The following is a 25,992-nucleotide window of genomic DNA, read 5'->3' on the forward strand; positions in this document are numbered from 1 at the left end:
AACGCCATGCTGGACAAACCCGCCTCCGCCCTGCGCATCCGCGAACGGCTGATCGAATCCGAACGGCTCATGGAAGAGACCGGCTGCTATGACGGCATCACCGAATTGCAGCTGCGCAACCAGGATCCGCTGAAATTCGAGACGCTGCACACCAAGCTGCGCGCCTATTGCGTCTCGGCACGCGAAATGGCCCGCCGCATCTCGGCTTCGCCGGGCGTGCGCGAAGTCGGCGAGATGGTCGTCGCCATCTACACGCCGGAAGGCGATGCGATCGCGCTCTCCAACGGCATCATGGTGCATGTGCACACGATGAGCCGCTTCATCAAATGGATGATCCGCAACGGCTACGAGGAAAACCCTTGCATCCGCGACGGCGACATCTTCGCCAACAACGACGCCTTCATCGGCACCGTTCAGGTGCCCGATGTGATGGACGTGGTGCCGATCTTCCACTCCGGCAAGCTGGTCGGCTGGGCGGGCGCGGTCTGCCACGAACTCGAGGCCGGCGGCATCACCCCCGGCGGCGATGTGGCGCTAGCGCAGGAGCGCTTCACCGAGGGCCTTTTCGTCTGCGCCGAAAAGGTCGGCGAGAACGACGAGATCCGTCGCGACTATGTCATCCGCTGCGAGCGCAATTTGCGCATGCCGATCTATTGGGTGCTCGACGAGAAGGCCAAGGTCGCCTCCTGCATCGACATGCGCGAAAGCGTCAAGGCGCTGATCGACGAGATCGGCCTGGATTATTGGATGCAGGTGTCGAAGGAATTCATCGAGGAAGGCCGCCGTGCCCAGCTCGCCCGCACGCGCCAGCTCACGGTTCCCGGCATCTATCGCGGTCATACATTCTACGGCCATGTCACCGCGGGCAAGCCTGGCTATCAGCCGCTCGGCGATCCCGACTGGCTCTACAACATGCCGATCGAAATGGAGATCACCACCGACGGCAAGATCATCATGGACTTCGAGGGCACGCAGCCCTGGGGCTACCATTCGATGAACTGCACGCCGGCCGGCATGGATGGCGGCATGTTCGTGACGCTCACCCAGCACATGAATTTCGAAGGCCTGGTCAATGACGGCGCCTGGATGGCGACCGAGCTGAAGCTGCCGCACGGCACCTGGACCAATCCGGACAATGAGATGGTGGCGACCGCCACCTCATGGGCCTTGCTGCTACCGGCCTACGGCGTGTTCCAGCGACTGTTGTCGCGCTCCTTCATCGGGCGCGGCTTTGTCGAGGAAGCTTTCGTCGGCCAGGTCAACAGCCCGATGATCGAGATGGGCGGCACCAGCCAGTACGGCAAGCTGTTCGGCATGGCGCATTTCGAATGCGCCGCCGCCGGTTCCGGCGCGCTGGCCATCAAGGATGGGCTGGACACCGCCTATGTCGGCTGGAACCCCGAATCCGACATGGGCAATATCGAGATCTGGGAACAGAACATGCCGATGGTCTATATCGGCCGCTCGATCGTTCCCAATTCCGGCGGCGCCGGCAAATATCGCGGCGGCTGCTCCTTCATCTCGACCTGGCTGGTCAGCAAGACCGACCATCTCAGGCTGGTTACTTCTGAACATTCCTCCCGCGTGTTCGACAATGGCGGCATGTGCGGCGGCTACCCGGCGCCGACCTGCCAGAAGCACCGCGCGGTGCGCGATAGCAACATCTTCGAACTCGCCGAAAAGCGGGCGCCGCTGGCGCATCACACCGGCACCAACCCGCATCGCTCGGAACTCGAACTGCGGCTGCAGGGCGAGCATGTGACGATGGAAGGCCCTTACATCACCGCCCCGCACAGGACCGGCGACGTCTTCACCCATTCCTATAATGGCGGTGGCGGCTATGGCGACGTGCTGGAGCGCGATCCGCTCAAGACGGCAGCGGATGTCGAGAACGGCTATCTGACCAAGGAAGCGGCTACAGGCATCTTCGGCATAATGCTGGATGAGGACGAGGACGGCTATCCCGTCGCCAACCTCGAGGCCACCAAGCGCCACCGCGCCGAAATGCGCGCCAGGCGGCTTGCGCAGGCGAAGCCGGTCTCGGAGTGGATCGCTACCGAACGCTGCCGTGTCGAGAAGGCCGACTTCGCGCCCGAGGTGAAGAAGATGTACGCCAGCGCGATCAAGCTATCGTCGCGCTTCACCAGGGAATTCAGCGATTTCTGGAACGTCGACGCCAAATCGATCTTCATGCCGGGAGCAAAGCCATGACCTCGTACAGCAAGGAAGTCATCGCCGATCTGGTCGCGGGCACGCTGCCCTGGCCGCAGACGCGCCGCGTCATGAGCGCCTACAAGGATGACGACCGCTTCTTCAAATACGTCGCGGTGCTGCAGGACCGTGTCGGCTGGAAGGACCCGATCCTGCTGCCGGTCTCGGATCACCTCTTCATCTGCCAGAGCGGCGACGAGCGTGTGACACGCTGCGAATGCGGTCACTCCTTCGGCGACTATCGCAAGAACTGGAAGCTCAAGGCTTCGATCATCGTACGCAACACCGAGGAGACGCTGCGCGAAATCTATCCCAACAGCGATATCCCCGATCCGCAATGGATGGAGATCCGCGAATTCATCTGCCCGGAATGCGGCACCATGCACGAGGTGGAAGCGGCTGCCCCCGGCTATCCCATCGTGCACGATTTTCAGCCCGATCTCGAAGGCTTCTATCGCGAATGGCTGGGCAAGCCGCTCTAGAGAAAGGCGGACCGCGTCGACAAATACTCCGGAACCTGATTGCCTGCCGCAACCATTGGAGAAGCACGCGATGACAAACCTTGCTGGGCGCGGTGCAATCGTCACCGGCGGCTTTTCCGGGATGGGCTTCGCCATTGCCACGGCCTTGGCTGAAGCCGGTGCCAATGTCGCCGTCGGCTCCTACATCGCGTCTGCGGGCGCCGACAGATCCGACGCCGCCTACTATCCCGGCGTCGACGAAATCGAGCGCGTGCGCTCGGCCCTGTCGGCCCATGGCACCAGGGTGCATGCTGCTCACCTCGATGTCCGCGACAGCGAGGTCACCAACCGTTTCGTGGCGCAAGCCGAGGCCGCCATCGGTCCTGCCGACATCCTGGTCAACGCGGCCGGCACGACCGCCGAGCAACCGGTCTGCGGACATTCCGACGCGCTGTGGGACAAGATCGTCGACACCAACCTGACCGGCGCCTTCCGCGCCACCCGTGCCGTGCTTCCCGGCATGATCGAGCGCGGCTGGGGCCGCATCGTCAACATCGGCTCGACAGCGGCTTCCGTCGGCTGGAAGGACAATCCTGCCTACTGCGCCTCCAAGGCCGGCCTGCTTGGCTTGACCCGTTGCGTGGCGCTGGAGGGGGCGGCGCATGGCGTCACCTGCGTCATGATCAGCCCGACCTGGGTCGAGACCGAACTGATGCGCCGCAACGTGGCCCAGGTCGTCGAGCGCGAGGGCAAGGGGCGCACGGCGGAAGAAGCGATGGCCGAGATCGCCAGGGGCAACCCGCAGCAGCGCATGCTGCAGCCGCAGGAAATCGCCGCACTGGCCGTGTTCCTGTGCTCGGACCTGGCCAAGGGCATCACCATGGAAAACATCCAGGTCACCGGCGGAGCACTCTGGTAGCGTCCTCGTCGCTGATCCAGGCGGCTGTCGCGGGGCGGGCCACCGGCTGATCTCTCTGCGTTCGCTGGAGCAATTCCAGGAGAAGTGTGAACGGTCTTCCCACAGGAATTGCGTCAAAACAAAGAGTTAGAGTGGTTCGCCGTTTCCGCGAAACGGTGAACGGCTCTGATGTAAGACAAGGTGACCGGATTTGCCATTGAGCATGCGGTGCGATAGGCTATATTGCACTGCACAATGGAGATGCCGTTTATTGCACGCCCCTCTTTGCGGATATGCCGGCCGGCTTGCGGCCTGCCGGGTTTGCTGGTCTTGGGCCGCGCCGACGGGACTCTGAGATGAAAATTCCAAAGTCCCTGCTGGTCGATCCCGAGAAGAACTCGGTCTATGGCGCTTTTGCCGTTGCCGTCTCGATCTGGGCGTTCTCCTATTCCGTCATTTTCGGCCAGGTGCTGATCCTGGCCTACTATGCCGTCTGGCTTCCGCTCATCCTGGTCGACTATCGGCGCTTCCTGCGGCAGCTTTCCAGCGCCTGGCTGCCGCTGCTGTTCGCGGCCTATATATGTTTTTCCATCTTCTGGTCGCAGGCGCCCGGCGTCACCGCCAGAACGGCGGTCCAGTACCTGTCCCACATCGCCTGTGCCTATGTCGCGGCGCGCACCGTCGGCGTGCGGACCCTGACCCTCGGCGCCCTGATCGGGATCTTCTTCGTCATGCTCTATTCGCTCAAGGTCGGGGCCTATTCCGAGGACGTCCTTGACGGCACCTACAATTTCGTTGGCGCATTTGCGTCCAAGAACCAGATCGGCTTCGTCGGCTCGCTCGGCATCTATTTCTCCGTGGTGTTCCTTGCTTTCCTGCGCCGTGGCCGGCTGAGTTTCATGCTGACCGTGCCTGTCGTGCTGCTGTCGGCCTACCTGCTGGTCATTTCGCATTCCGCGACCTCGATGGCCTCGATACCGGCGGTTCTGGCGCTGATCGCGCTTCTTGCCATGACCAAGCTTTTGTCACGGCGCTATCGCCGGGTGATCTTCGTGGTCGGCGCTGGCCTGATCGTCGTGGTGGCCTTTGTCGCCCTCAATCTCGGGCTCATGGACTTCGTGCTTGGCCTCTTCGGCAAGGATTCGACGCTCACCGGGCGGACCTATCTGTGGGAGCAGGGCTGGAACGCCGCACAGCGCTCGCCGATCCTCGGCGTCGGCTATGCCGCCTATTGGGTGCAAGGCTTTGCCGAGGCCGAGCGGCTGTGGAACGAATTCTACATCACCACCCGCACCGGCTTCCATTTCCACAACACCTATGTCGAGGCGCTTGTCGAACTCGGCTTCACCGGAGCGGTGATGATCTCGCTGATCATGCTGCGCACGCTCTACGGCCATGTCTCGACGGTGATTTTCAAGGCATGGCAGGCCGAATCGGTGGTGCTGTTCGGCGTGATGGTGTTGCTGCTCATCCGTTCCTTCGTCGAGGTCGAGGTCCTCAACCCCTACATTATGGGCTCCTTCCTGATGTATTTCAGCTACTTCAAGCTGGCGCGGCTGCCGGTCACCCGCACCCGCTGGTCGCCGGCCTTCGAGCCGGCGGATGCGGCAAGGGGCGAGCCGGCCTGGCCCCGGCATGTCGGCCGTCCGGCCGCCGCCGATCAGATGTGAACTACGGTCCCGCGACCGGGTTCGACCTCATGTCGGACGCTAGGAATGTTCGCTTGCAGGCACTTGTCCACTGCAAGCGTCGCCGTCGACCTGCCGCGCGTCAGTCGCGCGATACGGACAGTCCCGCCAGAAGCGGCGCATGCGCGGCGAGCCTGCGGGATACGAACTCGGTGAAGAGCCGCACGCGCTTCGTCTTGCGCGTCTCGCCCTGTGTGAGAAGCCAAACCGTTCCATACATATGCAGGTCGGTGCCCGGCACCCTCGCCAGCAGGGGGTCGGCATCTCCGACGAAGCACGGCAGTGTCGTCATCCCAAGCCCTTGCCGTACAGCGACGATCTGCGCCTCGCCGTCCGTGATCCTGAACGGAACCCCTGTGGTGTGAACCTCGCCCTCGCTGGCCCAATCCGGGATTCCATGGCTGCTTATGACGATCCACCGGATGGGATCAGGCGCGCCCGCACGCCACGCGGCCAGTCGATCGCGGGACATATAGACGCCTCCAAACAGCTGCGGTCCCTTCAGGCCGTGAAGATTGAGCGGCAGGGTTTTGCGGTCGTAGACGACGCGGATCGCGACGTCGGCCTCTCGGTTGGTCAGATTTGCCAGCTCGCCGGATGACAAGACTTCCATCTCGATGTCGCGATGCAGACGCGCGAAATCGGCGAAGTCCGGCATGAGCAGGTGTGTCGCGAGGGGCGGTGCCAGCGTTACCCGCAGAAGCCCGCGCACGCCCTGGTCGCGCCCGAAGACGCGCGTCTCCAGCTGGTGCGACGACGCTTCCATCTGGTTTGCGAGCTCGAGGACCTCCTCGCCCGCAGCCGTCAGGCGGTAGCCCGAGGGCAGCTTTTCGAACATGTGCGCCCCGAGGCGTTCCTCGAGCTGGGCGATGCGTCGCAGCACGGTCGAGTGATTCACCCCGAGGCGCCCGGCGGCAGCCCGCACCGAGCCTCCGCGCGCGACGGCAAGAAAGTAGCGAACGTCATCCCAGTCGATCATGGTGCAATCCGGCACCGCTAGGTGCGCCTTTCAAAGCCGGTGTCTAACACATCGTACGGCAACTCGTATGTGGGTGGCGCGGGGCGGCCATCACAGCCCATGCCGACAAGCAGGCCGGTTCCGAACGGCGGACACCGATCGTCGCGGCTGGTCCAGCCGGATCGATTTCGCACCACCGATGTGCGCGCTTCCGTACTCAACAACTGACGAGGGCGGCCCCATTTCGAGGTTCTCGGAGGCAGATGCTGTCCCGACACCACGAAAGGAAAAGTCATGGGAAAGCTAGACGGTAAGGTTGCGGTCGTCACGGGAGGATCGAGCGGCATGGCGCTGGCGAGCGCCAAGCGGTTCGTTGAAGAAGGCGCCTATGTTTTCATCACGGGCCGGAGACAGGAGGCGCTGGACGAGGCCATCAAGCTGGTCGGACGGAACGTGACCGGCGTGCGCGGCGACGCGGCCAATCTCGACGACCTCGACCGTCTGTTCGACGCGGTCAGGCGGGAAAAGGGCAAGATCGACGTCCTGTACGCGAGCGCCGGCACGGGCGAAGCCGTCCCACTGGGCGAGATTACCGAGCAGCATTTCGATGCGGCCTTCAACCTGAATGCGCGCGGCACGCTGTTTACGGTCCAGAAGGCGTTGCCGCTGTTCAACGATGGCGGATCGATCCTCATGACCGGGTCAGTTGCTTCGGTGAAAGGTTTTCCTGGTTACGGCGTGTATGCGGCGAGCAAGGCGGCGTTGCGTTCATTCGCACGCACTTGGCTCAACGAACTGAAGGACAGGAATATCCGCGTGAACGTGCTGAGCCCGGGGCCGATCGCCACACCGATGCAGGACCAGGTTCTCACCGAGGAGGCGAAGCAGATGTTCGAATCCCTGATCCCGCGGGGAAAGATGGGGCGTCCTGAGGAAATCGCGGCTGTCGCGGTGTTTCTTGCTTCAGACGATTCGAGCTTCGTGAATGGGGTGGAGTTGTCTGTCGACGGCGGCTTCTCGGCCATCTGAATTCGCGCCGGATCGTCGGAAGTGGCTGACCGTCCGGCCGCGCCGAAGTCGTTCACGCCGGGACGTCTACGCAAAGGTCGCTACACAGTGGAACGAATAACCCGGCGCCGTTGAAGGCCGGGCAATCAATATCAACACGGATCGGAGAAGCACTATGAGCTACGCAATTATAGGATTCGGTAAGATAGGCCAGGCTCTCGCCCACGCCTTCGCCCGTAAAAACATCGAGGTGACCGTCGCGAGCCGCCGGCCGCCCGAGGCGTTGGCGCCGCAGGCTCGGGCGATTGGACCCACGGTCGTTGCCAAGTCGCTGCGGGATGCGCTCGAGGCCGACACGATCATCCTGGCGGTCCCGTTTGCGGAGCACCGCGAGGTCGCCAAGGCCCTGCCGAGCTGGGAAGGCAAGACGGTCATCGACGCGATGAACGCGTTTCCCGTCCCTGAAGAGCTCGACGGCCTCCCGTCCTCCGCCTTCGTCGCGAAGGCGTTCGCCGGCGCCAAGTTCGTGAAAGGTTTCAATCACCTGGCTGCGGCCACCCTGGCTGCCGATCCGGTCGTCGAGGGTGGCCACCGGGTGGTCTTTCTGTCGAGCGACGACGAGGACGCGACCGCTCCCGTGGCGGATTTGGCCAAACAACTCGGGTTCGCACCCGTCAGGCTGGGAAAACTCAACGAGGGTGGCGCGCTGGTGCACGCACGCGGCCGCACTTGGGGCCAGCTCATCTTCCAGGACCTGTTCAAGAAGGAGCAGTAACGGATTTACTGCCCAATGTCAGAGGCGCTGCTGGCCGGGCTCGTCCATGACAGTCCACGCGGGCTGGGTCATTGTCCGAGGTCCGGAAGCGAGGGCCTCGGGTTTCCGCTTGGCATCGCCACGAAACAAATAGGTGAAGACGATCACCAAGCGGTTCAGTGTTCCGTGAAACGATGAACCGCTCAGAGGGACGCGTGACCTACTGGCTGGCGAGTGGCGCCAGCTTGACCTTGATCACGTCGCCGGGCAGCACCGGTGTCTCTTCCTTCGCCGCGATTTCGCTGGTCTTGCCGTCGACATTGCGCACCAGCGAATAGAGCAGCGTAGGCTGCTGGTCGTTGGTGATGGCGGCAGTCGTTGCGGGGTCGCTGGCCTGGGCGATCAGGCCTTTCTGCATGTTCACCTTCAGCGCGGCCTCGTTCAGGTCGGCTTCGGTCTGCTGCCGGTCGGCGGCGAGGCTCGAGCTCAACGTGTTCTGGGCGTCGATGGCGTCCTGCGTCGCCTTGCTGATCGACTGCTTGGCGGTGAGGATGGCCGTCTCGTAGTCGAGGATCTTGCCCTGCAGGTCGGTGACGGACTGCTGCGAGTCCAGGAGCCTGGCATTGGCGACCAGGCCCTTCTGCGCCAACGGACCGATGCTGGTGAGCTGCTGCTGCGCCAAGTCGACCTGCTTCTGCTGGTTGACGATCTTCTTTTGCAGCGATTCGATTTCGGCCTGAAGGACACTCTTGAGATCGTCGAGCGCCTCGAGCTTCAACTTCAGCGCCTTCTGGTCCGCCGTGAGAATCGTCATTTCGTCGGCGACGATGGTCGGCAGCCGCGGATCGCCCTCGACCTCTTTCGGCGCTTCGAAACTCGCTTTGCCGGCCAGATCGGCATCGATGCGGGCGCGCCTGACGAGCAGCCGGACGCGCTGGTCGTCGGAGATATCGAAATTGCCCTTGGCGGTGACCAGGTCCTTGCCGAGCTGGGGGCCGTAATCGGCGCTGCGCCTGATGCCGCCGGCGACGCTGATCGCTTTCAGCACCGTCAGTTCGGGAACAAAGGGAAACTGGCCGGGATTCTGCACTTCGCCCGAAATATAGAAGGGCCGGAACTGCGCCATCTCGACCGAGGCCTCGGGTTTGTCCGACAGAGCGAGCTTGTGCTGCAGCGCCTCGCCGATTGCCGCCGCGACTTCCGCCGTGGTCTTGCCGGCCGCCGGCAACTCGCCGACGAAAGGCACCGACAGCGTACCGGCCGGGCCGACCGTGTATTCGCCGTTCACCGCCGACCAGTCGCGGAACGTGCCTTCGACGGTCTGCCATTCGGCGATGCGGATGTTGAGCTTGTCCTGCGAGCCGAGCTGGTATTCACCTGACATGGCGACCCGGGGAAGGAAAGCGAGCGAAATCGCAAGGCAGGTGGCCATAAGCCGAGAGCGGCCGGAAAAGCGGCCGCTGCCAAAGGCTTCGAACATATCTTTTTTCAACTGAACGTTCCGATCCGTTTTAGCCCCATCGCCCGATGAGCTTGCCGCCGGATGCCTGGTGCCGGCGACCGGTCAGTAAGAGCCGCGTGACATCCAGACGGCCGGCACGGTCTTGATGATGATGCGCACGTCGCCGAACAGCGACCAGTTCTCGACATAGTGGCGGTCAAAGGCGACGCGGCTGTCGTAGGAGACGTCGTTGCGGCCGCTGACCTGCCACAAGCCGGTCAGGCCGGGCCGCGACTTCAGATAGTAGACGGCGGCGCTGCCGTAGATTTCCAACTCGTCGCGCACCACCGGGCGAGGACCGACAAGGCTCATATCGCCCTGCAGAATATTGATGATCTGCGGCAATTCGTCGAGGCTGAGCTTGCGCAGCACCGCGCCGACGCGGGTGACGCGCGGATCGTTCTTCAGCTTGCGGGTCGCTATCCACTCCGCATTGGCCTCTGGATTGGTGGCTAGATAGGCGGCCAGCACCTTGTCGCCGTCCGGAACCATGGTGCGGAATTTCAGGCACGGAAAAATCCGTCCGCCGCGACCGATTCGCCGATGGCCGTAGAAAATCGATCCACCGTCGGAAAATTTGACCAGCAGCGCTACCATGATGAACAGCGGGCTGAGAGCGATCAGACCAACCAGTGAACCGAAAATGTCGAAGCTGCGCTTGATGAGGCCGCCGATCGGCGGCGGAAAATCGGTGTCAGCCTGCGAAAAGTCCGCCGTGGCCGACTTGGCAATATCCCTCATGCGGAAACTCCATGCGTTGAACGAATGGTTCACCACACGATACCAAAAAAATGTTGCAGCGCAACACACAATTTCCTGGCCCATTGAAATAGTCACGTCATGAATTGACTAAATAATAAGCTAGCGATGCACATTTTTCGGGATGTTTAGCACATTTGTGACAATAAATGGGCAAGCTTAAAAAAATGCGGACCTTTTTGGGGCGAATCTGGGGCAAGGCGTTCTCGCAGGCCCTGAATGGTACATATTAGAGCTTTAGGAAGGCGCTAAGTTCCCAACTATTAACATAAAATACTACATAATATTGGGAATTGTACTGAAACGGGTCGGCTCCTGCAGGTTGAGTGAATTGCGGTGGTGTGCGTTGCAGCATGGCAGAGTCGATCCCGCGAGCTCAATCAAAAATATGTGCTGTTGCCCTTGCCGCCTCCTGCTCGCCTTAATAGAATTGCAAATTATACCTGTCAGAGTGGCGACAGGTTGAAAGGCCGGAAGCAACCGGTCGATAGCGGGCACCTTTACAAGCCCGCATGACAAAGGGACGGCGCTCGGGTGGGGCTATCGTTTGATAAAACCCGGGCCGGTTTATGGGCTGTTGGGTATGTCGCTTCCAAAATTCATCGTTGGGATGATTTTCGCTCTTGCAATCGTCGTCGCCTGGTCATGGCTTGGTGGCGCGTCGCTAGGCATGACGCTGCTACGCGTCATCATCTGCGCCGTGATCATCCAGGCCGGCTATTTCGTCCTCGTCTATGCCATGATCGCCCGGAGCGCGCCGACGCCTGCCGACAGGCTGCGTGAAGCCGAGAGAAAGCTGAGTTCGCCAGACGTGACCGAAGGCGAGAAGCTGGGCAACGCCCGGCGCAGCCTGCACTAGTTCCTGCAAAGGATATCCGCGACCTCAGGCCACATTGGCGGGTTCGGTTTCCGACTGCTCCCCCGACAGCATCCTCGACAGCCGGCTCGCCGGCTTCGCCTTCAGCCGCTGATACTGGCCGACCTCCACGACGCGGCCGTCTTCCATCGCCACCACCCAGTCGGCGAAGGCGATCATCGACGGCCGGTGCGCGATGGTCAGGATGGTCATCGCGCCGCGCAAGCCGTCGATCGACCGGGCGATCAGCGACTGGTTCTGCCAGTCGAGCGCGCTGGTCGCCTCATCGAGGATGAGCAGCGACGGCTTGCGCAGCAGCGCACGCGCCAGCGCAATGCGTTGACGCTCGCCGCCCGAGAGCCGCACGCCGCGGTCGCCGACCACGGTCTCGAGCCGCTGGTCGAGCCGTTCGACGAAGTCACCGGCATGCGCGGCGCGCAGAGCGGTCCACAGATCGTCGTCGCTGGCCTGCGGCGCTGCAAGGCGCAGGTTGGCCGCGATCGTGTCATGCAGCAGGAACACGTCCTGCGGCACATAGGCCACCTGATCGCGCCAGCGCCGGCGATTGCCGGCATCGATCTCGACGCCGTCGACTAGGATCTTGCCGGCGGTCGGCTCGAGCAGGCCGAGCAGCATGTCGGCGATCGTGCTTTTGCCCGATCCCGAGGGGCCGATCAGGGCCGTGACCTTGCCGGCCGGCAGGCCGAAGGTGATGTCGCTCACCACTGCCTTGCCGGAGCCGTCATCGTAGCCGAAGGAGACGCCGCGAATATTCAGCCCGGTATCGAGCGACAGCTTTTGCGCATTCTCGGATTCGGCATGGCCAGGCTCGCGCTCGGCGTCGAAACGGGCCTGCAGGCTGCGCATGGCCGTATAGGCGGGCAGGTTGATCAGCACCTGCTGGGCCTGGGTCTGCATGTCCATGAAGCGCGGCGCGATGCGCATGAAGACGAGAAGCAGCACGACAATCTCGGCCAGCGACAGGTTGAAGCGGACCAGCGCCACATAGATGAACAGGCTGAGGCCCACGACGCTCGCCACCTGGAACACCGCGGTGCCGATCGAGCTGTTGCGCACATAGTCGATGTTGTCGGCCTTCATCTTTTCCAGCGTCGACTGCAACTGCGCGAAATAGCTGGCCTCGACATTCAGGCTCTTGGCCACCTTGATACCGCCGAGGAACTCCGAGACCGTGCGGTACTGATCCTGGCGATTGCTGGTCAGGACACGCCCGAAAGCGGTGGCGCGCGCGCGAAACGGCTGCAGTGCTATGAACATCACGATGCCGATGACGATCGCAAACGCCGTCATCACCGGTGAAATGAACATCGAGATCACGAGATAGCCCACCAAAAGCACTGATATCTGCACCAGCATCAGCAGCGAGAAGGCGGCGCCCTGGACGCGATCGATATCGCCGGTCAGGGCATGATCGAGATCGGAGCTGCGCATGCGCGAGAACACGCCCCAGCGCGCCTTGCCGATGCTCTCGAACAGGTTCATGCGCAAACGGTTGATGAAATCGAAGAGAAGCCTGGCCATGTAGACCGACTTGAAGCGGTTGAACGCGGCCTGCACGGCAACGAGCCCGACCAGCGCGCACAGCACCGTCGTCAGCTGCAGCGTTCCCTCCGGCACCAGCCAGCGCACGAAATCATTGTTCGGCAGCCGCACCGCGAAATCCTGGTCGGCGCGCCCGACAAGGTGCAGCAGCGGCACAAGCAGCAGGATCGAGATACCCTCCGTCAGGCTGCCGAGGATCAGGAACAGCAGCGCCGTCCAGGTCCGCCGCCCGCCGATCTGGGCGATGACGGCGCCGAACGCGGCGACATCGCGAAACAGCGACAGGCGAAGGATCGAGGATTTGGACATGATTGCGCTCACCGCTGCCGACGGCCGGCCGCCAGATCTCCGGTCATGAGGTCTTGGGCCGCCAGATCCCCGGCCGCCAGGTCGCTTTCGATCAGCGCCACGGCCTCGCCAATCCTGTCGAGGCCGGTCGGAACTTCCAGCCGGAACACGCCGACATGGTTAGCGATTGCTGAACATTGGCGAAGGTGCAGCGCCGCGAAATCGCCGGAGAGCGCCGCGCGGCCGAAGCGCGTCACATAGGAGAACTTGATGATCGCCGGCAGGGCGGCAATCCCGGGCAAGGCCGAGACCGCGGCCTTCGCGCCGCGCTCGAGGACATAGATCCTGGTCGCCGGCACCATGCCGCCGGAGAAGGCGCCATGCAGGCGATGCTGCATCTTCTCGATCGCCGGATGCACTTGCGGCCGCACCTCCGCCTGGCCAAGCGAGATCGCGGCCGCCGCGTCGGCGGCAAGCTTGATCTGGGGAAAGCCCGGAACGATCATCGGCGCGTCCGGTCTGGCGAGATGCAGCGCCACGACATCGTCGGTAAGCAGATGATGACCGGCCCGGATCAGCGCGCTTGCCGTGGTCGATTTGCCGGCACCCTTGTCGCCCATGAAGATGGCGCCCCTGCCGGCCACCGCGATGGCGCTGGCATGCAGGACGAGCAGGCCACGCTGGTGCAGCAGCAGCGCCATCACCGGCCCGAGCAGTGGAAAGGCAAGCAGGGCGTCATCGACGCCGGGCGCCGGCTCGATATCAATGCGGCTGGCATTGCTGATCAGAAAGGAGCCGACGGCATGCCAAGCCAGATATTGCCGGTCCGGCTCGAAGCGGAAGATCGTCGCGGCCTCGGACGAAGGCTTCGGCATGTCGATCGTGCCGATGGCGATCAGTATATCCGCCGCAGCCGGCTCGGCCGGCTCCAGCTCGGGCAGCGCCACGTCGGACGCCACGGTCAGGCCATAGGCCCGGTAGTAGCGCCGCTCCCGCATCGTCTGGCCATCGGAAGGAGGATCGTCAAGATATGTGGCGAGCGGCTGGTTGGGAGGCGTCATGCGTGTCTCCCGCTGTGCTGGACCTGCCGCAGCCACAGCGACAGCGAGGCCGAACGCCAGACATACTGGACATCCAGCGGCGCTGCCTGATCGGGCTGGCGCAGCAGCCGCGCATAGGCGGCGCTCACCTGCGGCAGGTTGACATAGGGCGCGATACGGCCGGCATCCGAAACCAGCAGCTGTTCCAGGAGGTCGCGGTGGTTGCGCACCATGCCGTTGACGAGATTGGCGGTGAAATCGATCTTGTCGCGCCGCCACTGCACCGCCGCCGGCAGGATGCCCTCCATGGCCCGTCGCAACACGTAGCGGCCAAAGCCGTGGCTGAGTTTCTCCTCGCCTGGCAGCGCCAGGCAGAATTCGACCAGCGGCTTGTCCCAGAACGGATAGCGCGGCTCGACGCCGAAATTGGCCGCGGCCTTGTCGAGCACTTCGAAAGAGTGCGGCACATAGCCGTTGGACAGGATCCAGCGATGGCTGAGCGCGTCGCTGGCCTGGACGCCGGGCGGCATGTAGCCGGCCCGATGGAAGCGGTCGATGAGTTCGGTCCGCCTGGCCAGGTCCGGATTGATCAGGTCGCGCCAGCTGCGGCCGCGCTGCATTTGCGTGGGCTTGCGTATCCTGTTCAGGGCACGGTTCGCCAGCTGTCTCGCCTTGGCGATGCGCCATGCCGGTCCGTAAAGGGTCAGGAACTGGAAATAGAGGCCGAGCGTGCTGTCGCCATAAGTGTCGGAGGCGCTGCGAACCTCGCGCCAAAGGTCCAGCCACCTTCCGCCATTGGCAAGCTCGTGCAGATGGCCGTGTCCCTGTGAGACGACCTCGTCGCCGCCATGGCCGTCGAGCAGCACCTTGATGCCTTTTGCGCCCGCCGTCCGGTAAATGCCGCGGGTCAGCGTCAGGCCCGGCGCCAGGAAGGTGCCCTCCTGTTCCTCCAGCACCCGCTCGAACTCGGCGAAGGGCGCATAATTGCCGACAGGGATCAGTGTCGGATCGGTCTTCTGCTGATCGAGCACGGCATCGATGAAGACCCGTTCGTCCATCGAAGAGCCCTTCTCGAAAACCAGCGAAAAGGTCGGCAGCCTGGGTTTCCGCTCGGCGGCGTTCTGCAGGCCGGCGACACAGGCGATCGAGGAGGAATCGAGACCGCCGCTCAGCATCGCGCCGACCGACTGGCTTCCGCGCATGCGGTTGCGCACCGATTGCGAAAATAGATGCGCGAATTCCTCCGCCGCATCCGACCGCGGCGGTCGTGCCGACGGCTCGATCTGCCAGTATCGTCGCAGCACCACCTGCTGCGCGGTGACAGTTAGGCTGTGGCGCGCCGGCAGGCTGAAGATATCGCTGTAGGGGGTGGATTGCGGGTCGTCCGGAAGCCCGGCCAGAAATCCCGAAATGCGGTGCTCGCTGATGCGCACGCCGACCCCGTCAAGCCCAAGCATAGGCCCGATCTCCGAGGCAAAGGCAAAGCGCCGGTCCGCGGCGTGATAGTAGAATGGCTTGACCCCGAAATGGTCGCGCGCGCAGAACAAAAGCTGCCGCTCGGCATCCCAGATGGCAAAGGCGAAATCGCCCTGCAGGTGCGCGGGGCTGGCTTCGCCCCAGCGCAGATAGGCCCGCATCAGCAATACGGCGTCCGCAACCGACCTGTCGCGTATGCCAAGCCTCGCCATCAGCTCGTCGCGATTGTCCAGCCGGCAATCGGCGGTGATGGCGAGCTTGCCGCCTGCCATCGTCAGCGGGCCGGGACCGGCTTCATCCGTGGTGTTGAGCCAGGCGTGGCCGAGCGCGATGCCGCTGTCCAGCCACCAGGAGTTTCCGTCGGGTCCGCGATGGCGCATGCGGGCCAGCATCCGCTGGATGTCGCTTGCCGCGTCCACCGGCGCGGGGTCCTGTCGCAGCAGGATTCCGGCGACGCCGCTCATCGGCTGCCGTGGTCGACCAGATGCGCGAAACCATCGACGGAGCCGCCAAGCACGACATGGTTGTCGCTGACCAGCCAGGCATGCGCCTTCAACTGCTCGCCCGTGCCGCGTTCGATGCCGATGCGGATGTTGGAGGCATTGCCCTGGCGCGCGAGAATGTATTGGCCCGAAAGCGCCTGGGTAAGGCAGGAGGCGCGCGGAACGAACCGTGCGGCAGCGGCAACCCCCCAGGCGACGAGCCGCAGCTCGCCCATGCTGGCGCACTGGCGCGCGTTGAGTCGGGTCACCATGCCGCGAACACGGTTGTAGGAGAACAAGGTCAGCCCCAGCCGGACGGTCGCGACCACCAGCAGGCAATGACAGAGGAAAAGTGCTTCCGGGCCATTCAGGGACAGGACCCTGGCCAATCCCCGGCCGGGCCGGCGGTTGGCAGGCCTCGGTCTCTGGTCCGTCGCAGGTCTCCGCCGCGAGATCATGGCCTTTGGCGGAACCTGCCTAGACAAGTGCCTCATTGTGCAGCCTCGCAAGTCCGTTTTCGGCGAAGCCCCTAAGCAAGGCGTCGACGTCAGCCTTGCAGCGCTCGGCGTCGACATTGTAGCGCGCAAGCACAGCGCTGCGGATATCGGCGATCGACTTCGGCTCCTGGATTTGCTCCCAGATGAACGCGCCGACGCTGTTGAGGCTGTAATAGATATTGGATTTCAGGTTGAGAAGCGCGAGGCCATCGCCGAATTCACAGGCCACCGCATCCCCGGTGGCACTTACGCAATCGTGCTCGGATGGGTTCCAGTTCATGCCAAAACCTCGTTAGCAACACACGGTCTACGCGTCGTCAGTTAAAAAGCGGAAAGTCGGGGATTTTCATCCCCGGCTCCATTTACGGTCTTCAATCCTGGAGGCCCAACGTCACTCCTCCAGAACCAAGCTGGTCTCAGGAGAACGTCAGATCGCCAATCGGGGTGTGCGCCGGAAACGACGCGTCGATTGCCGTGCTGCCGCCACCGCCCTGGGTAATGGTTTCGATCGAACCATGTACCGTCAGGCTTGGCGTTTCGTACTCATGCTTTTCAACATTCTGTTCCATTTTACTCTCCAATGAGGACTGGAAACGGCCTGTCGAGTGCCGTCAGCACTTTCATGCTGCGATGCAATAGCTGCATGGCAACATTTATGAGTCAAGCCTGATTTACTTCTGGTTAATCAATTACGGGTTGCGGGCGTCACCATGCGTGTGCGGAATGCTCAAGATTCGGCCGCTGTCGAGCTGAAGCTCGGTGCAGTCTGCCTTCAGCACGGGCTATTCTTTAAGCAATTGAATTTGCTTGCATAAAAAGTTCATGGCGGCGGCGCTTTTTTAGGCATGGCTAAAAAGATGAATTCTTGTTAGCCAGCCGGTGTCGATGATCAGCTGAAGCCGCCTCGATTGGGTCGGGATTTCAGCCGTATGTTGCGCTGCTCGAGAAACGGCGGCAAACGCTCTGGTTGCAAAATTTCGCGCTGTGAAAGGAAAGACTTTACGGCGTCGAGGTTTTTGAGGATGCTTTGTTTCGCACCTGCAGCATAAACGTCGTGCAAACCGCATTTTGGAGACTATGCGCTCAATGGCCTTGCCGGAAAGTTCCTACGAACGACTGCGCGCAGCCGACTGTGCCGACGAGATTGCTTATGTGCAGGCCTGCCTGCGGTTGTATTTCTCAGGCGCGGCGGCTGCGGCCGGCGATGTGTCGACGCCGAGCCTTTCCGCCACCGCCGTCGCCGATATCGCCAGGCTGAACAAGGTCGCCACCTTCGTTTTGAAAGCGCTGTCGCGCGCCCCGGCCAGCGAAAGGCCCGCCGAGCTTTTCCAATGGCTCGACGCCTATCGTCGGCGGACGGTTTCGATGAACGCCGCCTGTCTCATGGATTCGATGGCGATCCATAAGGCGCTGCGCGACAGGCAGATCGATTTCGTCTTTCTCAAAGGTCCCTTCCAGCAGCATCTGCTCTATGACGACCATTTCATGAAGCCTTCGGGCGATGTCGACATCCTGGTTTCCCCGGCCGGATTCTCGAAAGCACGCGATGCGCTGCGCTCGATCGGCTATGAGGTCTCAGGCAAGTCACGCTCCGTCTGGTGGGTTCGCTTCCTTGGCGAACAGCACATGATCCGTGGCAACGGGCCGTCCACGGTCGACCTTCATTATCGCCTCCAGCAGCCCGGTTCGCCCAGCCCGCGCGATGCCGACGGCTTCCTGCGGCGCAAGCGGCTGGTCGAGATCACCGGCACCGAAGTGCCCTTCACGTCGGCCGCCGACACGCTGATGCTGTCCTGCATCAGCGTCGCCAAGGCCCTGTTCAACCACGAACCCTGTGCCGGCTATGTCTGCGATATCAGGGCCAGCGCCAACCGTCTTGGCGAGGCCGATCAGCAGCGTGTGCTGGATGCAGCGGTAAGCCAGGGGCTGGACGACACGTTGCTGCTCGGCCTGCGCGCCGCCGATGTACTGCTGGGCGCCACCGGCACGGTTCTGTCGGAGCGGGCCAAGCCGATCTTGTCGCGCATCGGCAATGATGACCTGCTCAACATGGTTATCGCGCCATGGCTGTCGTCCTTGCGGTGGCCGCAGCGGCGAACGGTGTTGTGGGAATTGTGCGGCAGGGCTCCCGTGCGCTACCTGGCCGAGGCCGGCTGGGCAGCGTCGGCGGATCTCAGTCGCCGCATCTTCGAGCGGCCGGCCAGCCCGTGATGGCGGTGGCGTCGCAATACGTACAGGGCGAGGGCAAATCGGAACCTGTGCAAGAGGCTAACCCATGTCGATGACGAAATCAGAGGTCTGCGTGATCATCGCGGCCAAAAATGCGGCACGCACGATCGCGGTCGCCATCGCGTCCGCATTGCGCGAACCCGAGGTGGCGGAGGTCGTCGTCGTTGACGACGGCTCCACCGACAACACGACCGAGGTCGCCCGCGCCGCCGACGACGGCAGCGGCCGGCTCAGGGTCATGCGCCTCGACGTCAATCGTGGCCCCTCCTTTGCGCGCAATGCCGCGATCGCCGGCTCGAAAGCGCCGTTCATCAGCATTCTGGATGCCGACGACTTCTTCCTCGAGGGCCGGTTCCGCAACCTGTTTGCCGCCGCCGACTGGGATTTCGCGGCCGACAACATCATGCTCATCAGGGATGATGCGACGAGCGACGCGACCAAGATCGTCGCCCCGGATTTTGCCGCCGATCCGGAATTCCTCGACTTCGAGCGCTTCGTCGAAGGCAACATCTCCAGGCGCCGCGTGCAGAGAGGCGAGCTTGGCTTCTTGAAGCCGGTGATCAGCCGCGCCTTCCTCGATCGGCACCGATTGCGCTACGACGAAAGCCTGCGGCTGGGCGAGGATTACGAGCTCTACGCCCGCGCTGTCGCCCATGGCGCGCGGTTCAAGGTCATCCGTTCCTGCGGCTACGGCGCCATCGTACGCGCTGATTCGCTCAGCGGCCGCCACAAGACGCAGGACCTGAAGCGGCTGGCCGACGCCGATCTGGCGCTGCTGGCGATAGATAGCCTGCCGGAAGGCTCCAAGGCGGTGCTGCGGCGGCACGAGCGGCATGTGCGCGACAAATACCGGCTGCGCAATTTCCTCGACGTGAAGGCCGAGCGCGGGCTGGCTTCGGCCGCGGCCTACGCCTTTGCAAGTCAATCCAACCTGGTCCCCATCGTCCAGGGCGTGGCCTCCGACAAGCTAGAGGCACTGTTTCGGCGCGTTGGCCTTGTGTCCGGGCAAAAGCGCGTGCCACCGCTGCGTTTCCTGATGGCCGGGACCAGTGCGGGCAAGGAGCGGTAAGGGGCGGGAATGCTCGCTTCATCCGTCAAACAGCATTCGCACGGCGCAAACCATTTCCACTGGATTTAAGAGTTTACGAATTGGGTGGTTGCCTCACGGCTCCGACGATGGCAGTCTATGTTGCGGTGCAGCAAATTGAATGACCAACCGAACTGGCCCCCGATCGGATTGGTCCGACGTCTCTCCCGTCAAAAGGAGCTGGACAATGCGGTACGAGCTTTTCAGCCCCGCTTGCGGGGATCGGCCAGTGGTCGGCAGGCAAGCCGGCGATAACAGGAATTTAAGCCCATGGCCTCGATATTTGGCTTCAGATCAAGGGATCCTGCCCGCGACCGGCAGGCCGACATAGCGCGCCACGACCGGCTGGCGAAACTGTTCGAGCAGATCGCCGCCGAGATCGAGGCCGAGAAAACCGGCCTGGAGAGCCGCTACCGCAAGACGGCGACCAATGCGGCCTTTCTTGTCGAAGCCATGGAAAACGGCTCCGCTTCGCAGAGGCGCTCATCCGAAGTCAGCGCGCTGACGCAATCGATCCTGAATTGCGAGCGCCGCATCGCCGCCTTGTCGCGCCAGGACGGCCTGATGAAAGAGCTGCGTCATTCGCTGAATATGGTCTTCGACGCGGCTGGGGAGTCCGATTCGGCCGACGCGGCCGATTTCGCCAGGCCCGCGGGCGCCGGCCGGGCGTGAGACTACTTCAAAGGCATGATGCAAGCTTCGAAGGTATGATGCAGACAGGAGAGGATTTCGGGAGGGCCGAAGAGGAGGCCAAGGTTGGCCCGTTTGGAAGCGGTTCAAACGTCGACTTTGGGTTGGGGACGCACAGCACAAAGGTGAGTTTGGTATGAATTTGGATCCGAAAACCACGTCCACGACAGCAATTGACGCAACCTCCGTCGCGCATCAGACCCGGCAAGCCGACCTGCGGCGGTTGGGCTTGATCGGCGGGTTGCTGCTGGCTGCTCTCGGCAGCCTCTTTGCGGCTCCCTCCCATGCGCAGGATATCCAGTCCGCTCCCTCTTTCGTCGATGATTTCAAGAGCTTCGACAAGTCGCGCTGGTATGTGTCCGATGGCTGGAGCAATGGCAGTCATCAGAATTGCACCTGGTCGAAGGGGCTGGTGGAGCTTTCAGACGGTGTGCTGTCGCTTGGCTTCGAAAAACAGAAGCTGAAGGATCGCGAGTTCGCCTGCGGCGAGATCCAGACCAAGCAGCGCTTCGGCTATGGCACCTATGAGGCACGGCTGAAGACCGACACCGGCTCCGGCCTCAACGCGGCCTTCTTCACCTATATCGGCCCGTCGGACAAGCAGCCCTGGGACGAGATCGACTTCGAGATCCTGACCAAGGACACCTCCAAGGTGCAGGTCAACGCCTATATCGACGGCAAGGGCAAGAACGAGAAGCTGGTCGAGGTGCCGGGCGGCACGGACAAGGGCTTCAACGACTACGCCTTCGTCTGGGAGAAGGACAGTTTGCGCTGGTACGTCAACGGCGAGCTGGTGAACACCATCACCGACCCGGCGAAGCTGCCCAGCCATGCGCAGAAGATCTTCTTCAGCCTTTGGGGCAGCGACACCATGAAGGGTTGGATGGGCGCCTTCGCGGATCCGGGCCGCAAGCTTTCGCTGCAGGTCGAACGCGTTGCCTTCACCGCGCTCGGCCAGCCATGCCAGTTTCCGGAATCGCTCGTATGCAGCGTAAAAGAGTTGGGAAAGACGAATTGAACCGGCCGGACCGAGAACGGGTCGCGGCCATGGATGGGAATGAAACCGAATGAACTTGACGGTGTTTGGAATTGGCTATGTCGGCCTCGTGCAGGCGGCGGTGCTTGCCGAGGTTGGCCACCAGGTGGTTTGCGTCGACATCGACGAAGGCAAGGTGGAGCGCCTCAACCAGGGCTTCGTGCCGATCTTCGAGCCAGGCCTCGAAACCATCGTCAGGGAGAATCATGCCGCCGGCCGCATCAAATTCACCACCGATGCCGCCGCCGCCGTCCGGCACGGTGAAATCCAGATGATCGCGGTCGGAACGCCGCCCGGCGAGGACGGCTCGGCCGACCTCAAATATGTTCTGGCCGTCGCCGAGACCATCGGCCGCGAGATGGATAGCGCCAAGATCGTCGTCGGCAAGTCGACCGTGCCGGTCGGCACCTGTGAAAAGGTGAAAGCCAGGATCGCCGAAACGCTGAAGAAGAGAGGGCGTGAGGATCTTGCCTTCGACGTCGCCTCCAATCCCGAGTTCCTCAAGGAAGGCTCGGCCGTCGCCGACTGCATGAAGCCCGACCGCATCATCGTCGGCACCTCGAGCGAGGGGACCGAGGCGGTGATGCGCGAGCTCTACGCGCCCTTCAACCGCAACCACGAAAAGATGATCGTGATGGATGTGCGCAGCGCCGAATTCACGAAATACGCCGCCAACTGCATGCTGGCCACCAAGATCAGCTTCATGAACGAGATGGCCAATCTGGCCGAGCAGCTCGGCGCCGACATCGAGGAGGTGCGCAAGGGCATCGGCAGCGATCCGCGCATCGGCTACCACTTCATCTATCCCGGTCTCGGCTATGGCGGCTCATGCTTTCCCAAGGACGTCCGCGCCCTGATCAAGACCGCCGAGGGCGTCAAGTTCGATGCCAAGCTGCTGCGCGCCGTCGAGGAGCGCAACAATGACCAGAAATCCGTGCTGTTCGACAAGGTGAACCGCTATTTCAAGGGCAATCTCAAGGGCAAGACCTTTGCGCTGTGGGGCCTGGCTTTCAAACCCAACACCGACGATATGCGCGAGGCGCCGGCGCGAGTCCTGATGGAAGCGCTGTGGAAGGCCGGCGCGACCGTACAGGCTTACGATCCCGAGGCGATGCAGGAATGCCAGGCCATTTACGGCCTGCGCGACGACCTGCTGCTCTGCGGCACCAAGGAAGCGGCCCTGCGCGGCGCCGATGCGCTGCTCATCGCCACTGAATGGAAGAGCTTTCGCGCCCCGTCCTTCGATGCGTTGAAGGACGCGCTGACCACGCCGGTCATCTTCGACGGCCGCAACCTCTATGACCCCAAGGTCGTGGCGCGCCACGGCATCGAATATCACTCGATCGGCAGAATGGCGGCATGAGGGCGAGCGTGGGAAGCAAGCGGAATTTGGCACACGCGCCCGGCGCAGAAAGGAGTTGCGGCTGATGGTGCTGGACGTAAAGCCAGAGCAAATCACCAAGGATCATTTCGATCTCATCGCGATCGGTTCCGGTTTCGGTTCGGCCTTCTTCCTGCACGAATTCGCCAAGCGGCGTAAGGCGCGCATCCTGATCCTGGAATGGGGTCGGCACAACACGCATGAATGGCAGCTCGGCCAGAACGCCAACACCGACATCGACGACGAGACGACCTACAAGACCAACTCCGACAAGCCGTGGAATTACACGATCGGACTGGGTGGCGGGACCAACTGCTGGTTCGCCCAGACGCCGAGGTTCCATCCCAATGACTTCAGGCTGAAAAGCACCTATGGCATCGGCAATGACTGGCCGATCAGCTACGACGATGTCGAGCCGTTCTACTGCGATGCCGAAGAGATCATGTCGATCTCCGGCGATTCCGACATGGCGGCGATGCTGCCGCGATCGAAACCGTTTCCGCAACCGCCGCATCGCATGTCGACGCCGGACAAGATGATGAAGGCGGCCCAGCCCGATCAGCATTTCGTCATGCCGACCGCCCGCGCCCGAGTGCCGACCGCGCAGCGCACCTCGTGCTGCGCCAATCTGCGCTGCTGGCTGTGCCCGGTCGACGCGAAATTCACCGCCAACAATGGCCTGATGCATGTCTTCGAGCATCCTGACGTTTCGGTCTGCCTCGGCGCGGAAGTGCGGCGGCTTGATCAGGTCGGCGGCACGGTCCGTTCGGTCACCTTCGTTCATGACGGCAAGGAGTATCAGGTCAGCGGCGACCTCTTCATTCTTGGCGCCAACGCCATCCAGAGCGCGGCGATCATGCTGCGCTCGGGGCTGGGAGACGAATTCGTCGGGCGCGGCCTGCATGAATCCTATGGCTGGAATGTCGAGGTCTATCTCGACGGCGTCGACAATTTCGACGGCAGCACCATCACCACCGGACTGAATTTCGGCCTCTATGACGGTCCGCACCGGTCCGAGCACGCGGCGGCGCTGGTCTATTTCGAGAACCGCTGGCAGCACGGGATGCGCGCCGAGAAGGGACGTCTGCGGCAGGCGCTGCCGTTGGTCGTGGTCACGGAAAACCTGCTCGATCACGAGAATTTCGTCACCCTCGACGAGGACGACAATGCCTTCGTCTCCTTCAAGGCGCCGTCGGACTATGCGGTCAAGGGCATGGCCCGGGCGCTGGACAAATTACCGGCACTGCTTGCCCCGCTGCCGGTCGAACGGCTCTTCGACCGCGGCATCCGGCCAACGGAATCGCATGTCCAGGGCACACTGAGGATGGGTACCGGCCCCGCTGATTCGGTGATCGACAGCAACATGATCCATCACCGGTTGAGAAACCTGGTTGTCGTCGGCACCAGCACCTATCCGAGCTGCTCCTGCGCCAATCCAAGCCTGACCGCGGCGGCTTTGTCCCTGCGGGCGGCGAGCCGGATCGCGTGAGAGGAGCGGGCCGATGATCGAAGTCACACGGCGCTCCGCACTGGCCATCCTGGCGGGTGGCGTTGCCTCGACGGGCGTTGCCTATGCCGCCGTCTCCTCGTTTTCGGACGAGGATCTGGTTCGCGTCACGCTGGAAAAATACCTCGGCAGGCTGAATATGCGCATCGAGCATCTGCAGCAGTTCGTGCTGGAGTTCCGCAACCGCAACCCCTGGATCTTTCCGAGCGAGAAACTTAGCGACGCAGTCACTCTGGTCGAGGAGCTCAAACTGGGCGCCGCCCGCCGTCTGCTGCCCCAGGAGAAGCGGGAAGATCTGATACATTTCGACCGCTGGGTCATCGCCGAATTCCATATGCTGACGGACTACGCCTGGCGCAGTTCGCCTGACGATCCGATCCGGTTCACCGGATGGAACTCATGCACCAATCCGTTCGCGACGCTTGATCCGCCACAGAGCGCTTGAGGCGCCTTCGACGCGGCCGTTGATCGGCCGCATGACTGAAACGCGAAAGACCAGGAGCCAGGATCATGAAAGTCCTCTTTGCCAGCGGCAACGGCTATCCGCCCGAGTTCGGTGGCGGCGTCCAATCCAGCACGCACCATCTGGTGCAGCAACTGATCGAACATGGCCATGAAGCGTCGGTGCTCTGCGCCCTGTTCGGCGACGGCATGTTCGGCTTCAAGGCGCGCGCCAAGATGAAGCTCATGCGGCAACCGGCGGTCGTCGACAGCTTTCCCGGTTACCCGGTGATAAGGACATGGTTTCCCTGGGAGGCGGCAGGGTTTGCCGTCAAGAAACTGAAGCCGGATGTGACGGTGGTCCAGTGCCACAAATCGGTTCCGCTCGGCAAAGCCCTGCAGGCCGAGGGCGTGCCGCTGGTGGTCTATCTCAGAAATGTCGAGTTCCATGAGCTGGGCGGCGATTTGCGCGAGTTGGGTTCCGCGCTCTACATCGCCAATTCGGAGTTCACCGCGCGCAGCTACAAGAGGGAATTCGGCATCGAGGCGACGGTCATTCCGCCGACCATCAACCCGACGCAGTACAGCACGCCGACCACGGGCCAGTTCGTCACCCTGATCAATCCCTATGAGGAGAAGGGCTTCAAGCTGGCGGTGCGCATTGCCGGCGCCTGCCCGGAAATCCCGTTCCTGTTCGTTGAAAGCTGGAAGCTGGAGGACGACCATCGCGCGCGCATCGAGGAGACGATCGCGCCGCTCGGCAATGTCACGCTGGAGAGCCGCACCAACGACATGAAGACGATCTATGGCCGCACCAGGATCCTGCTCGCGCCCTCGAAATGGGAGGAGGCCTGGGGCCGAGTCGCGTCCGAAGCCCATTGCAGCGGCATCCCCGTCGTCGGTTCCCGGCGCGGCGGTCTGCCCGAAGCCATCGGCCCCGGCGGCACGGTGCTCGACTATGACGCTCCGCTCATCGACTGGGTCGCGGCCGTCAGGCAGCTGTGGAACGACAACAAGGAATATGAGCGGGTTTCAAACCTCGCGCGCGGCTTCGCGGCGCGTCCGGAGCTCGATCCCGATCGGCAGTTCGTCACCTTCTTCTCGATACTGGACAGGGCGGTGCGGCAGCGCGCGCTGCAGGCCGCTTAGAGCAATTCCAGGAAAAGTGTGAGCGGTTTTCC

24 protein-coding genes are annotated in these 25,992 nt (G+C 62.7%); 15 read left to right on the top strand and 9 right to left on the bottom strand.

Going from position 1 to position 25,992, the window contains the following annotated elements; all coding sequences use genetic code 11:
• The first annotated feature begins 6 nt into the window (after positions 1-6).
• From D3242_RS11690 to D3242_RS11705, 4 genes are all read left to right on the top strand, one after another.
• The gene (locus D3242_RS11690) at positions 7-2,211 is read left to right on the top strand and encodes a hydantoinase B/oxoprolinase family protein (RefSeq protein ID WP_064984444.1); all 2,205 of its coding nucleotides are present in this window, start codon (positions 7-9) and stop codon (positions 2,209-2,211) included.
• Positions 2,208-2,693: an acetone carboxylase subunit gamma gene (locus D3242_RS11695; RefSeq protein ID WP_019862825.1), complete on the top strand. Its 486-nt coding sequence runs from the start codon at positions 2,208-2,210 to the stop codon at positions 2,691-2,693. Before D3242_RS11690 ends, D3242_RS11695 begins: the two co-directional genes overlap by 4 nt.
• 70 nt (positions 2,694-2,763) lie before the next feature.
• Positions 2,764-3,591: an SDR family NAD(P)-dependent oxidoreductase gene (locus D3242_RS11700; RefSeq protein ID WP_064984446.1), complete on the top strand. Its 828-nt coding sequence runs from the start codon at positions 2,764-2,766 to the stop codon at positions 3,589-3,591.
• A gap of 335 nt (positions 3,592-3,926) precedes the next feature.
• Positions 3,927-5,240, top strand: a complete 1,314-nt coding sequence (locus D3242_RS11705; RefSeq protein WP_064984448.1) for an O-antigen ligase family protein — start codon at positions 3,927-3,929, stop codon at positions 5,238-5,240.
• Positions 5,241-5,340: 100 nt separating this feature from the next.
• On the opposite strand, the gene D3242_RS11710 is transcribed toward D3242_RS11705, so the two are convergent.
• Complete coding sequence (locus D3242_RS11710) at positions 5,341-6,237, bottom strand: LysR family transcriptional regulator (protein WP_064984450.1); 897 nt, start codon at positions 6,235-6,237, stop codon at positions 5,341-5,343.
• A gap of 273 nt (positions 6,238-6,510) precedes the next feature.
• Here D3242_RS11710 and D3242_RS11715 point away from each other — a divergent pair, with 273 nt between their 5' ends.
• Together D3242_RS11715 and D3242_RS11720 are read left to right on the top strand one after the other, a co-directional pair.
• Complete coding sequence (locus tag D3242_RS11715) at positions 6,511-7,245, top strand: SDR family NAD(P)-dependent oxidoreductase (RefSeq protein ID WP_027047679.1); 735 nt, start codon at positions 6,511-6,513, stop codon at positions 7,243-7,245.
• A 154-nt stretch (positions 7,246-7,399) separates the two neighbouring features.
• Positions 7,400-7,999 carry an NADPH-dependent F420 reductase gene (locus D3242_RS11720; RefSeq protein WP_019862831.1) on the top strand — a complete coding sequence of 200 codons (600 nt, stop codon included), beginning with the start codon at positions 7,400-7,402 and terminating at the stop codon, positions 7,997-7,999.
• 199 nt (positions 8,000-8,198) lie between these two features.
• Here D3242_RS11720 and D3242_RS11725 read toward each other — a convergent pair whose 3' ends face one another.
• Positions 8,199-9,458, bottom strand: a complete 1,260-nt coding sequence (locus D3242_RS11725) for a polysaccharide biosynthesis/export family protein (protein WP_019862833.1) — start codon at positions 9,456-9,458, stop codon at positions 8,199-8,201.
• A gap of 84 nt (positions 9,459-9,542) precedes the next feature.
• Positions 9,543-10,220 carry a sugar transferase gene (locus tag D3242_RS11730; RefSeq protein ID WP_027047680.1) on the bottom strand — a complete coding sequence of 226 codons (678 nt, stop codon included), beginning with the start codon at positions 10,218-10,220 and terminating at the stop codon, positions 9,543-9,545.
• A 601-nt stretch (positions 10,221-10,821) separates the two neighbouring features.
• Here D3242_RS11730 and D3242_RS11735 point away from each other — a divergent pair.
• A complete protein-coding gene (locus tag D3242_RS11735) occupies positions 10,822-11,097 on the top strand; it encodes a hypothetical protein (RefSeq protein ID WP_010913072.1) in 276 nt (91 codons plus the stop codon).
• Between the two features lie 24 nt (positions 11,098-11,121).
• On the opposite strand, the gene D3242_RS11740 is transcribed toward D3242_RS11735, so the two are convergent.
• The 6 genes from D3242_RS11740 to D3242_RS11765 all read right to left on the bottom strand — a co-directional run bounded on the left by D3242_RS11740 (position 11,122) and on the right by D3242_RS11765 (position 17,009).
• The gene (locus tag D3242_RS11740; RefSeq protein ID WP_038651728.1) at positions 11,122-12,966 is read right to left on the bottom strand and encodes an ABC transporter ATP-binding protein; all 1,845 of its coding nucleotides are present in this window, start codon (positions 12,964-12,966) and stop codon (positions 11,122-11,124) included.
• An 8-nt stretch (positions 12,967-12,974) separates the two neighbouring features.
• On the bottom strand, positions 12,975-14,006 hold the full coding sequence (locus D3242_RS11745; protein WP_038651731.1) for a phosphoenolpyruvate carboxykinase (ATP): 1,032 nt from the start codon (positions 14,004-14,006) through the stop codon (positions 12,975-12,977).
• Positions 14,003-15,925 (bottom strand): lasso peptide isopeptide bond-forming cyclase, encoded by a 1,923-nt coding sequence (locus D3242_RS11750; RefSeq protein WP_064984452.1) that lies wholly within the window; start codon positions 15,923-15,925, stop codon positions 14,003-14,005. The genes D3242_RS11745 and D3242_RS11750 overlap by 4 nt, the downstream gene beginning before the upstream one ends.
• The gene (locus D3242_RS11755; protein WP_236952180.1) at positions 15,922-16,272 is read right to left on the bottom strand and encodes a lasso peptide biosynthesis B2 protein; all 351 of its coding nucleotides are present in this window, start codon (positions 16,270-16,272) and stop codon (positions 15,922-15,924) included. Before D3242_RS11755 ends, D3242_RS11750 begins: the two co-directional genes overlap by 4 nt.
• Before the next feature lie 148 nt (positions 16,273-16,420).
• Positions 16,421-16,720, bottom strand: coding sequence for a PqqD family protein (locus D3242_RS11760; RefSeq protein ID WP_019862839.1), 300 nt, complete (start codon positions 16,718-16,720; stop codon positions 16,421-16,423).
• Between the two features lie 136 nt (positions 16,721-16,856).
• Positions 16,857-17,009: a lasso peptide gene (locus D3242_RS11765; RefSeq protein WP_010913078.1), complete on the bottom strand. Its 153-nt coding sequence runs from the start codon at positions 17,007-17,009 to the stop codon at positions 16,857-16,859.
• Between the two features lie 517 nt (positions 17,010-17,526).
• Here D3242_RS11765 and D3242_RS11770 point away from each other — a divergent pair.
• From D3242_RS11770 to D3242_RS11805, 8 genes are all read left to right on the top strand, one after another.
• Positions 17,527-18,651 carry a nucleotidyltransferase family protein gene (locus D3242_RS11770; RefSeq protein WP_027047681.1) on the top strand — a complete coding sequence of 375 codons (1,125 nt, stop codon included), beginning with the start codon at positions 17,527-17,529 and terminating at the stop codon, positions 18,649-18,651.
• Between the two features lie 64 nt (positions 18,652-18,715).
• On the top strand, positions 18,716-19,738 hold the full coding sequence (locus tag D3242_RS11775) for a glycosyltransferase family 2 protein (protein WP_019862841.1): 1,023 nt from the start codon (positions 18,716-18,718) through the stop codon (positions 19,736-19,738).
• Between the two features lie 288 nt (positions 19,739-20,026).
• Positions 20,027-20,428, top strand: a complete 402-nt coding sequence (locus D3242_RS11780; protein ID WP_019862842.1) for a hypothetical protein — start codon at positions 20,027-20,029, stop codon at positions 20,426-20,428.
• A 154-nt stretch (positions 20,429-20,582) separates the two neighbouring features.
• Complete coding sequence (exoK, locus tag D3242_RS11785; RefSeq protein ID WP_064984456.1) at positions 20,583-21,464, top strand: endo-1,3-1,4-beta-glycanase ExoK; 882 nt, start codon at positions 20,583-20,585, stop codon at positions 21,462-21,464.
• Between the two features lie 49 nt (positions 21,465-21,513).
• Positions 21,514-22,845, top strand: a complete 1,332-nt coding sequence (locus D3242_RS11790) for a UDP-glucose dehydrogenase family protein (RefSeq protein WP_019862845.1) — start codon at positions 21,514-21,516, stop codon at positions 22,843-22,845.
• Between the two features lie 64 nt (positions 22,846-22,909).
• The gene (locus D3242_RS11795; protein ID WP_064984708.1) at positions 22,910-24,352 is read left to right on the top strand and encodes a GMC oxidoreductase; all 1,443 of its coding nucleotides are present in this window, start codon (positions 22,910-22,912) and stop codon (positions 24,350-24,352) included.
• A gap of 13 nt (positions 24,353-24,365) precedes the next feature.
• A complete protein-coding gene (locus D3242_RS11800) occupies positions 24,366-24,815 on the top strand; it encodes a hypothetical protein (protein ID WP_038651740.1) in 450 nt (149 codons plus the stop codon).
• A gap of 65 nt (positions 24,816-24,880) precedes the next feature.
• Positions 24,881-25,960, top strand: a complete 1,080-nt coding sequence (locus D3242_RS11805; protein WP_064984457.1) for a glycosyltransferase — start codon at positions 24,881-24,883, stop codon at positions 25,958-25,960.
• Positions 25,961-25,992: the final 32 nt, after the last annotated feature.

The organism is Mesorhizobium jarvisii, assembly GCF_003601985.1.
Lineage (GTDB): Bacteria > Pseudomonadota > Alphaproteobacteria > Rhizobiales > Rhizobiaceae > Mesorhizobium > Mesorhizobium jarvisii.

Coding starts and splice junctions, on each gene's coding strand:
- D3242_RS11780 (WP_019862842.1), top strand. CDS start 20,027: ATGGCCTCGATATTTGGCTTCAGATCAAGGGATCCTGCCCGCGACCGG.
- D3242_RS11750 (WP_064984452.1), bottom strand. CDS start 15,925: ATGAGCGGCGTCGCCGGAATCCTGCTGCGACAGGACCCCGCGCCGGTG.
- D3242_RS11695 (WP_019862825.1), top strand. CDS start 2,208: ATGACCTCGTACAGCAAGGAAGTCATCGCCGATCTGGTCGCGGGCACG.
- D3242_RS11770 (WP_027047681.1), top strand. CDS start 17,527: ATGGCCTTGCCGGAAAGTTCCTACGAACGACTGCGCGCAGCCGACTGT.
- D3242_RS11705 (WP_064984448.1), top strand. CDS start 3,927: ATGAAAATTCCAAAGTCCCTGCTGGTCGATCCCGAGAAGAACTCGGTC.
- D3242_RS11800 (WP_038651740.1), top strand. CDS start 24,366: ATGATCGAAGTCACACGGCGCTCCGCACTGGCCATCCTGGCGGGTGGC.
- D3242_RS11740 (WP_038651728.1), bottom strand. CDS start 12,966: ATGTCCAAATCCTCGATCCTTCGCCTGTCGCTGTTTCGCGATGTCGCC.
- D3242_RS11775 (WP_019862841.1), top strand. CDS start 18,716: ATGTCGATGACGAAATCAGAGGTCTGCGTGATCATCGCGGCCAAAAAT.
- D3242_RS11790 (WP_019862845.1), top strand. CDS start 21,514: ATGAACTTGACGGTGTTTGGAATTGGCTATGTCGGCCTCGTGCAGGCG.
- D3242_RS11690 (WP_064984444.1), top strand. CDS start 7: ATGCTGGACAAACCCGCCTCCGCCCTGCGCATCCGCGAACGGCTGATC.
- D3242_RS11805 (WP_064984457.1), top strand. CDS start 24,881: ATGAAAGTCCTCTTTGCCAGCGGCAACGGCTATCCGCCCGAGTTCGGT.
- D3242_RS11735 (WP_010913072.1), top strand. CDS start 10,822: ATGTCGCTTCCAAAATTCATCGTTGGGATGATTTTCGCTCTTGCAATC.
- D3242_RS11725 (WP_019862833.1), bottom strand. CDS start 9,458: ATGTTCGAAGCCTTTGGCAGCGGCCGCTTTTCCGGCCGCTCTCGGCTT.
- D3242_RS11730 (WP_027047680.1), bottom strand. CDS start 10,220: ATGAGGGATATTGCCAAGTCGGCCACGGCGGACTTTTCGCAGGCTGAC.
- D3242_RS11715 (WP_027047679.1), top strand. CDS start 6,511: ATGGGAAAGCTAGACGGTAAGGTTGCGGTCGTCACGGGAGGATCGAGC.
- D3242_RS11760 (WP_019862839.1), bottom strand. CDS start 16,720: ATGAACTGGAACCCATCCGAGCACGATTGCGTAAGTGCCACCGGGGAT.
- D3242_RS11700 (WP_064984446.1), top strand. CDS start 2,764: ATGACAAACCTTGCTGGGCGCGGTGCAATCGTCACCGGCGGCTTTTCC.
- D3242_RS11720 (WP_019862831.1), top strand. CDS start 7,400: ATGAGCTACGCAATTATAGGATTCGGTAAGATAGGCCAGGCTCTCGCC.
- D3242_RS11745 (WP_038651731.1), bottom strand. CDS start 14,006: ATGACGCCTCCCAACCAGCCGCTCGCCACATATCTTGACGATCCTCCT.
- D3242_RS11710 (WP_064984450.1), bottom strand. CDS start 6,237: ATGATCGACTGGGATGACGTTCGCTACTTTCTTGCCGTCGCGCGCGGA.
- D3242_RS11795 (WP_064984708.1), top strand. CDS start 22,910: ATGGTGCTGGACGTAAAGCCAGAGCAAATCACCAAGGATCATTTCGAT.
- exoK (WP_064984456.1), top strand. CDS start 20,583: ATGAATTTGGATCCGAAAACCACGTCCACGACAGCAATTGACGCAACC.
- D3242_RS11765 (WP_010913078.1), bottom strand. CDS start 17,009: ATGGAACAGAATGTTGAAAAGCATGAGTACGAAACGCCAAGCCTGACG.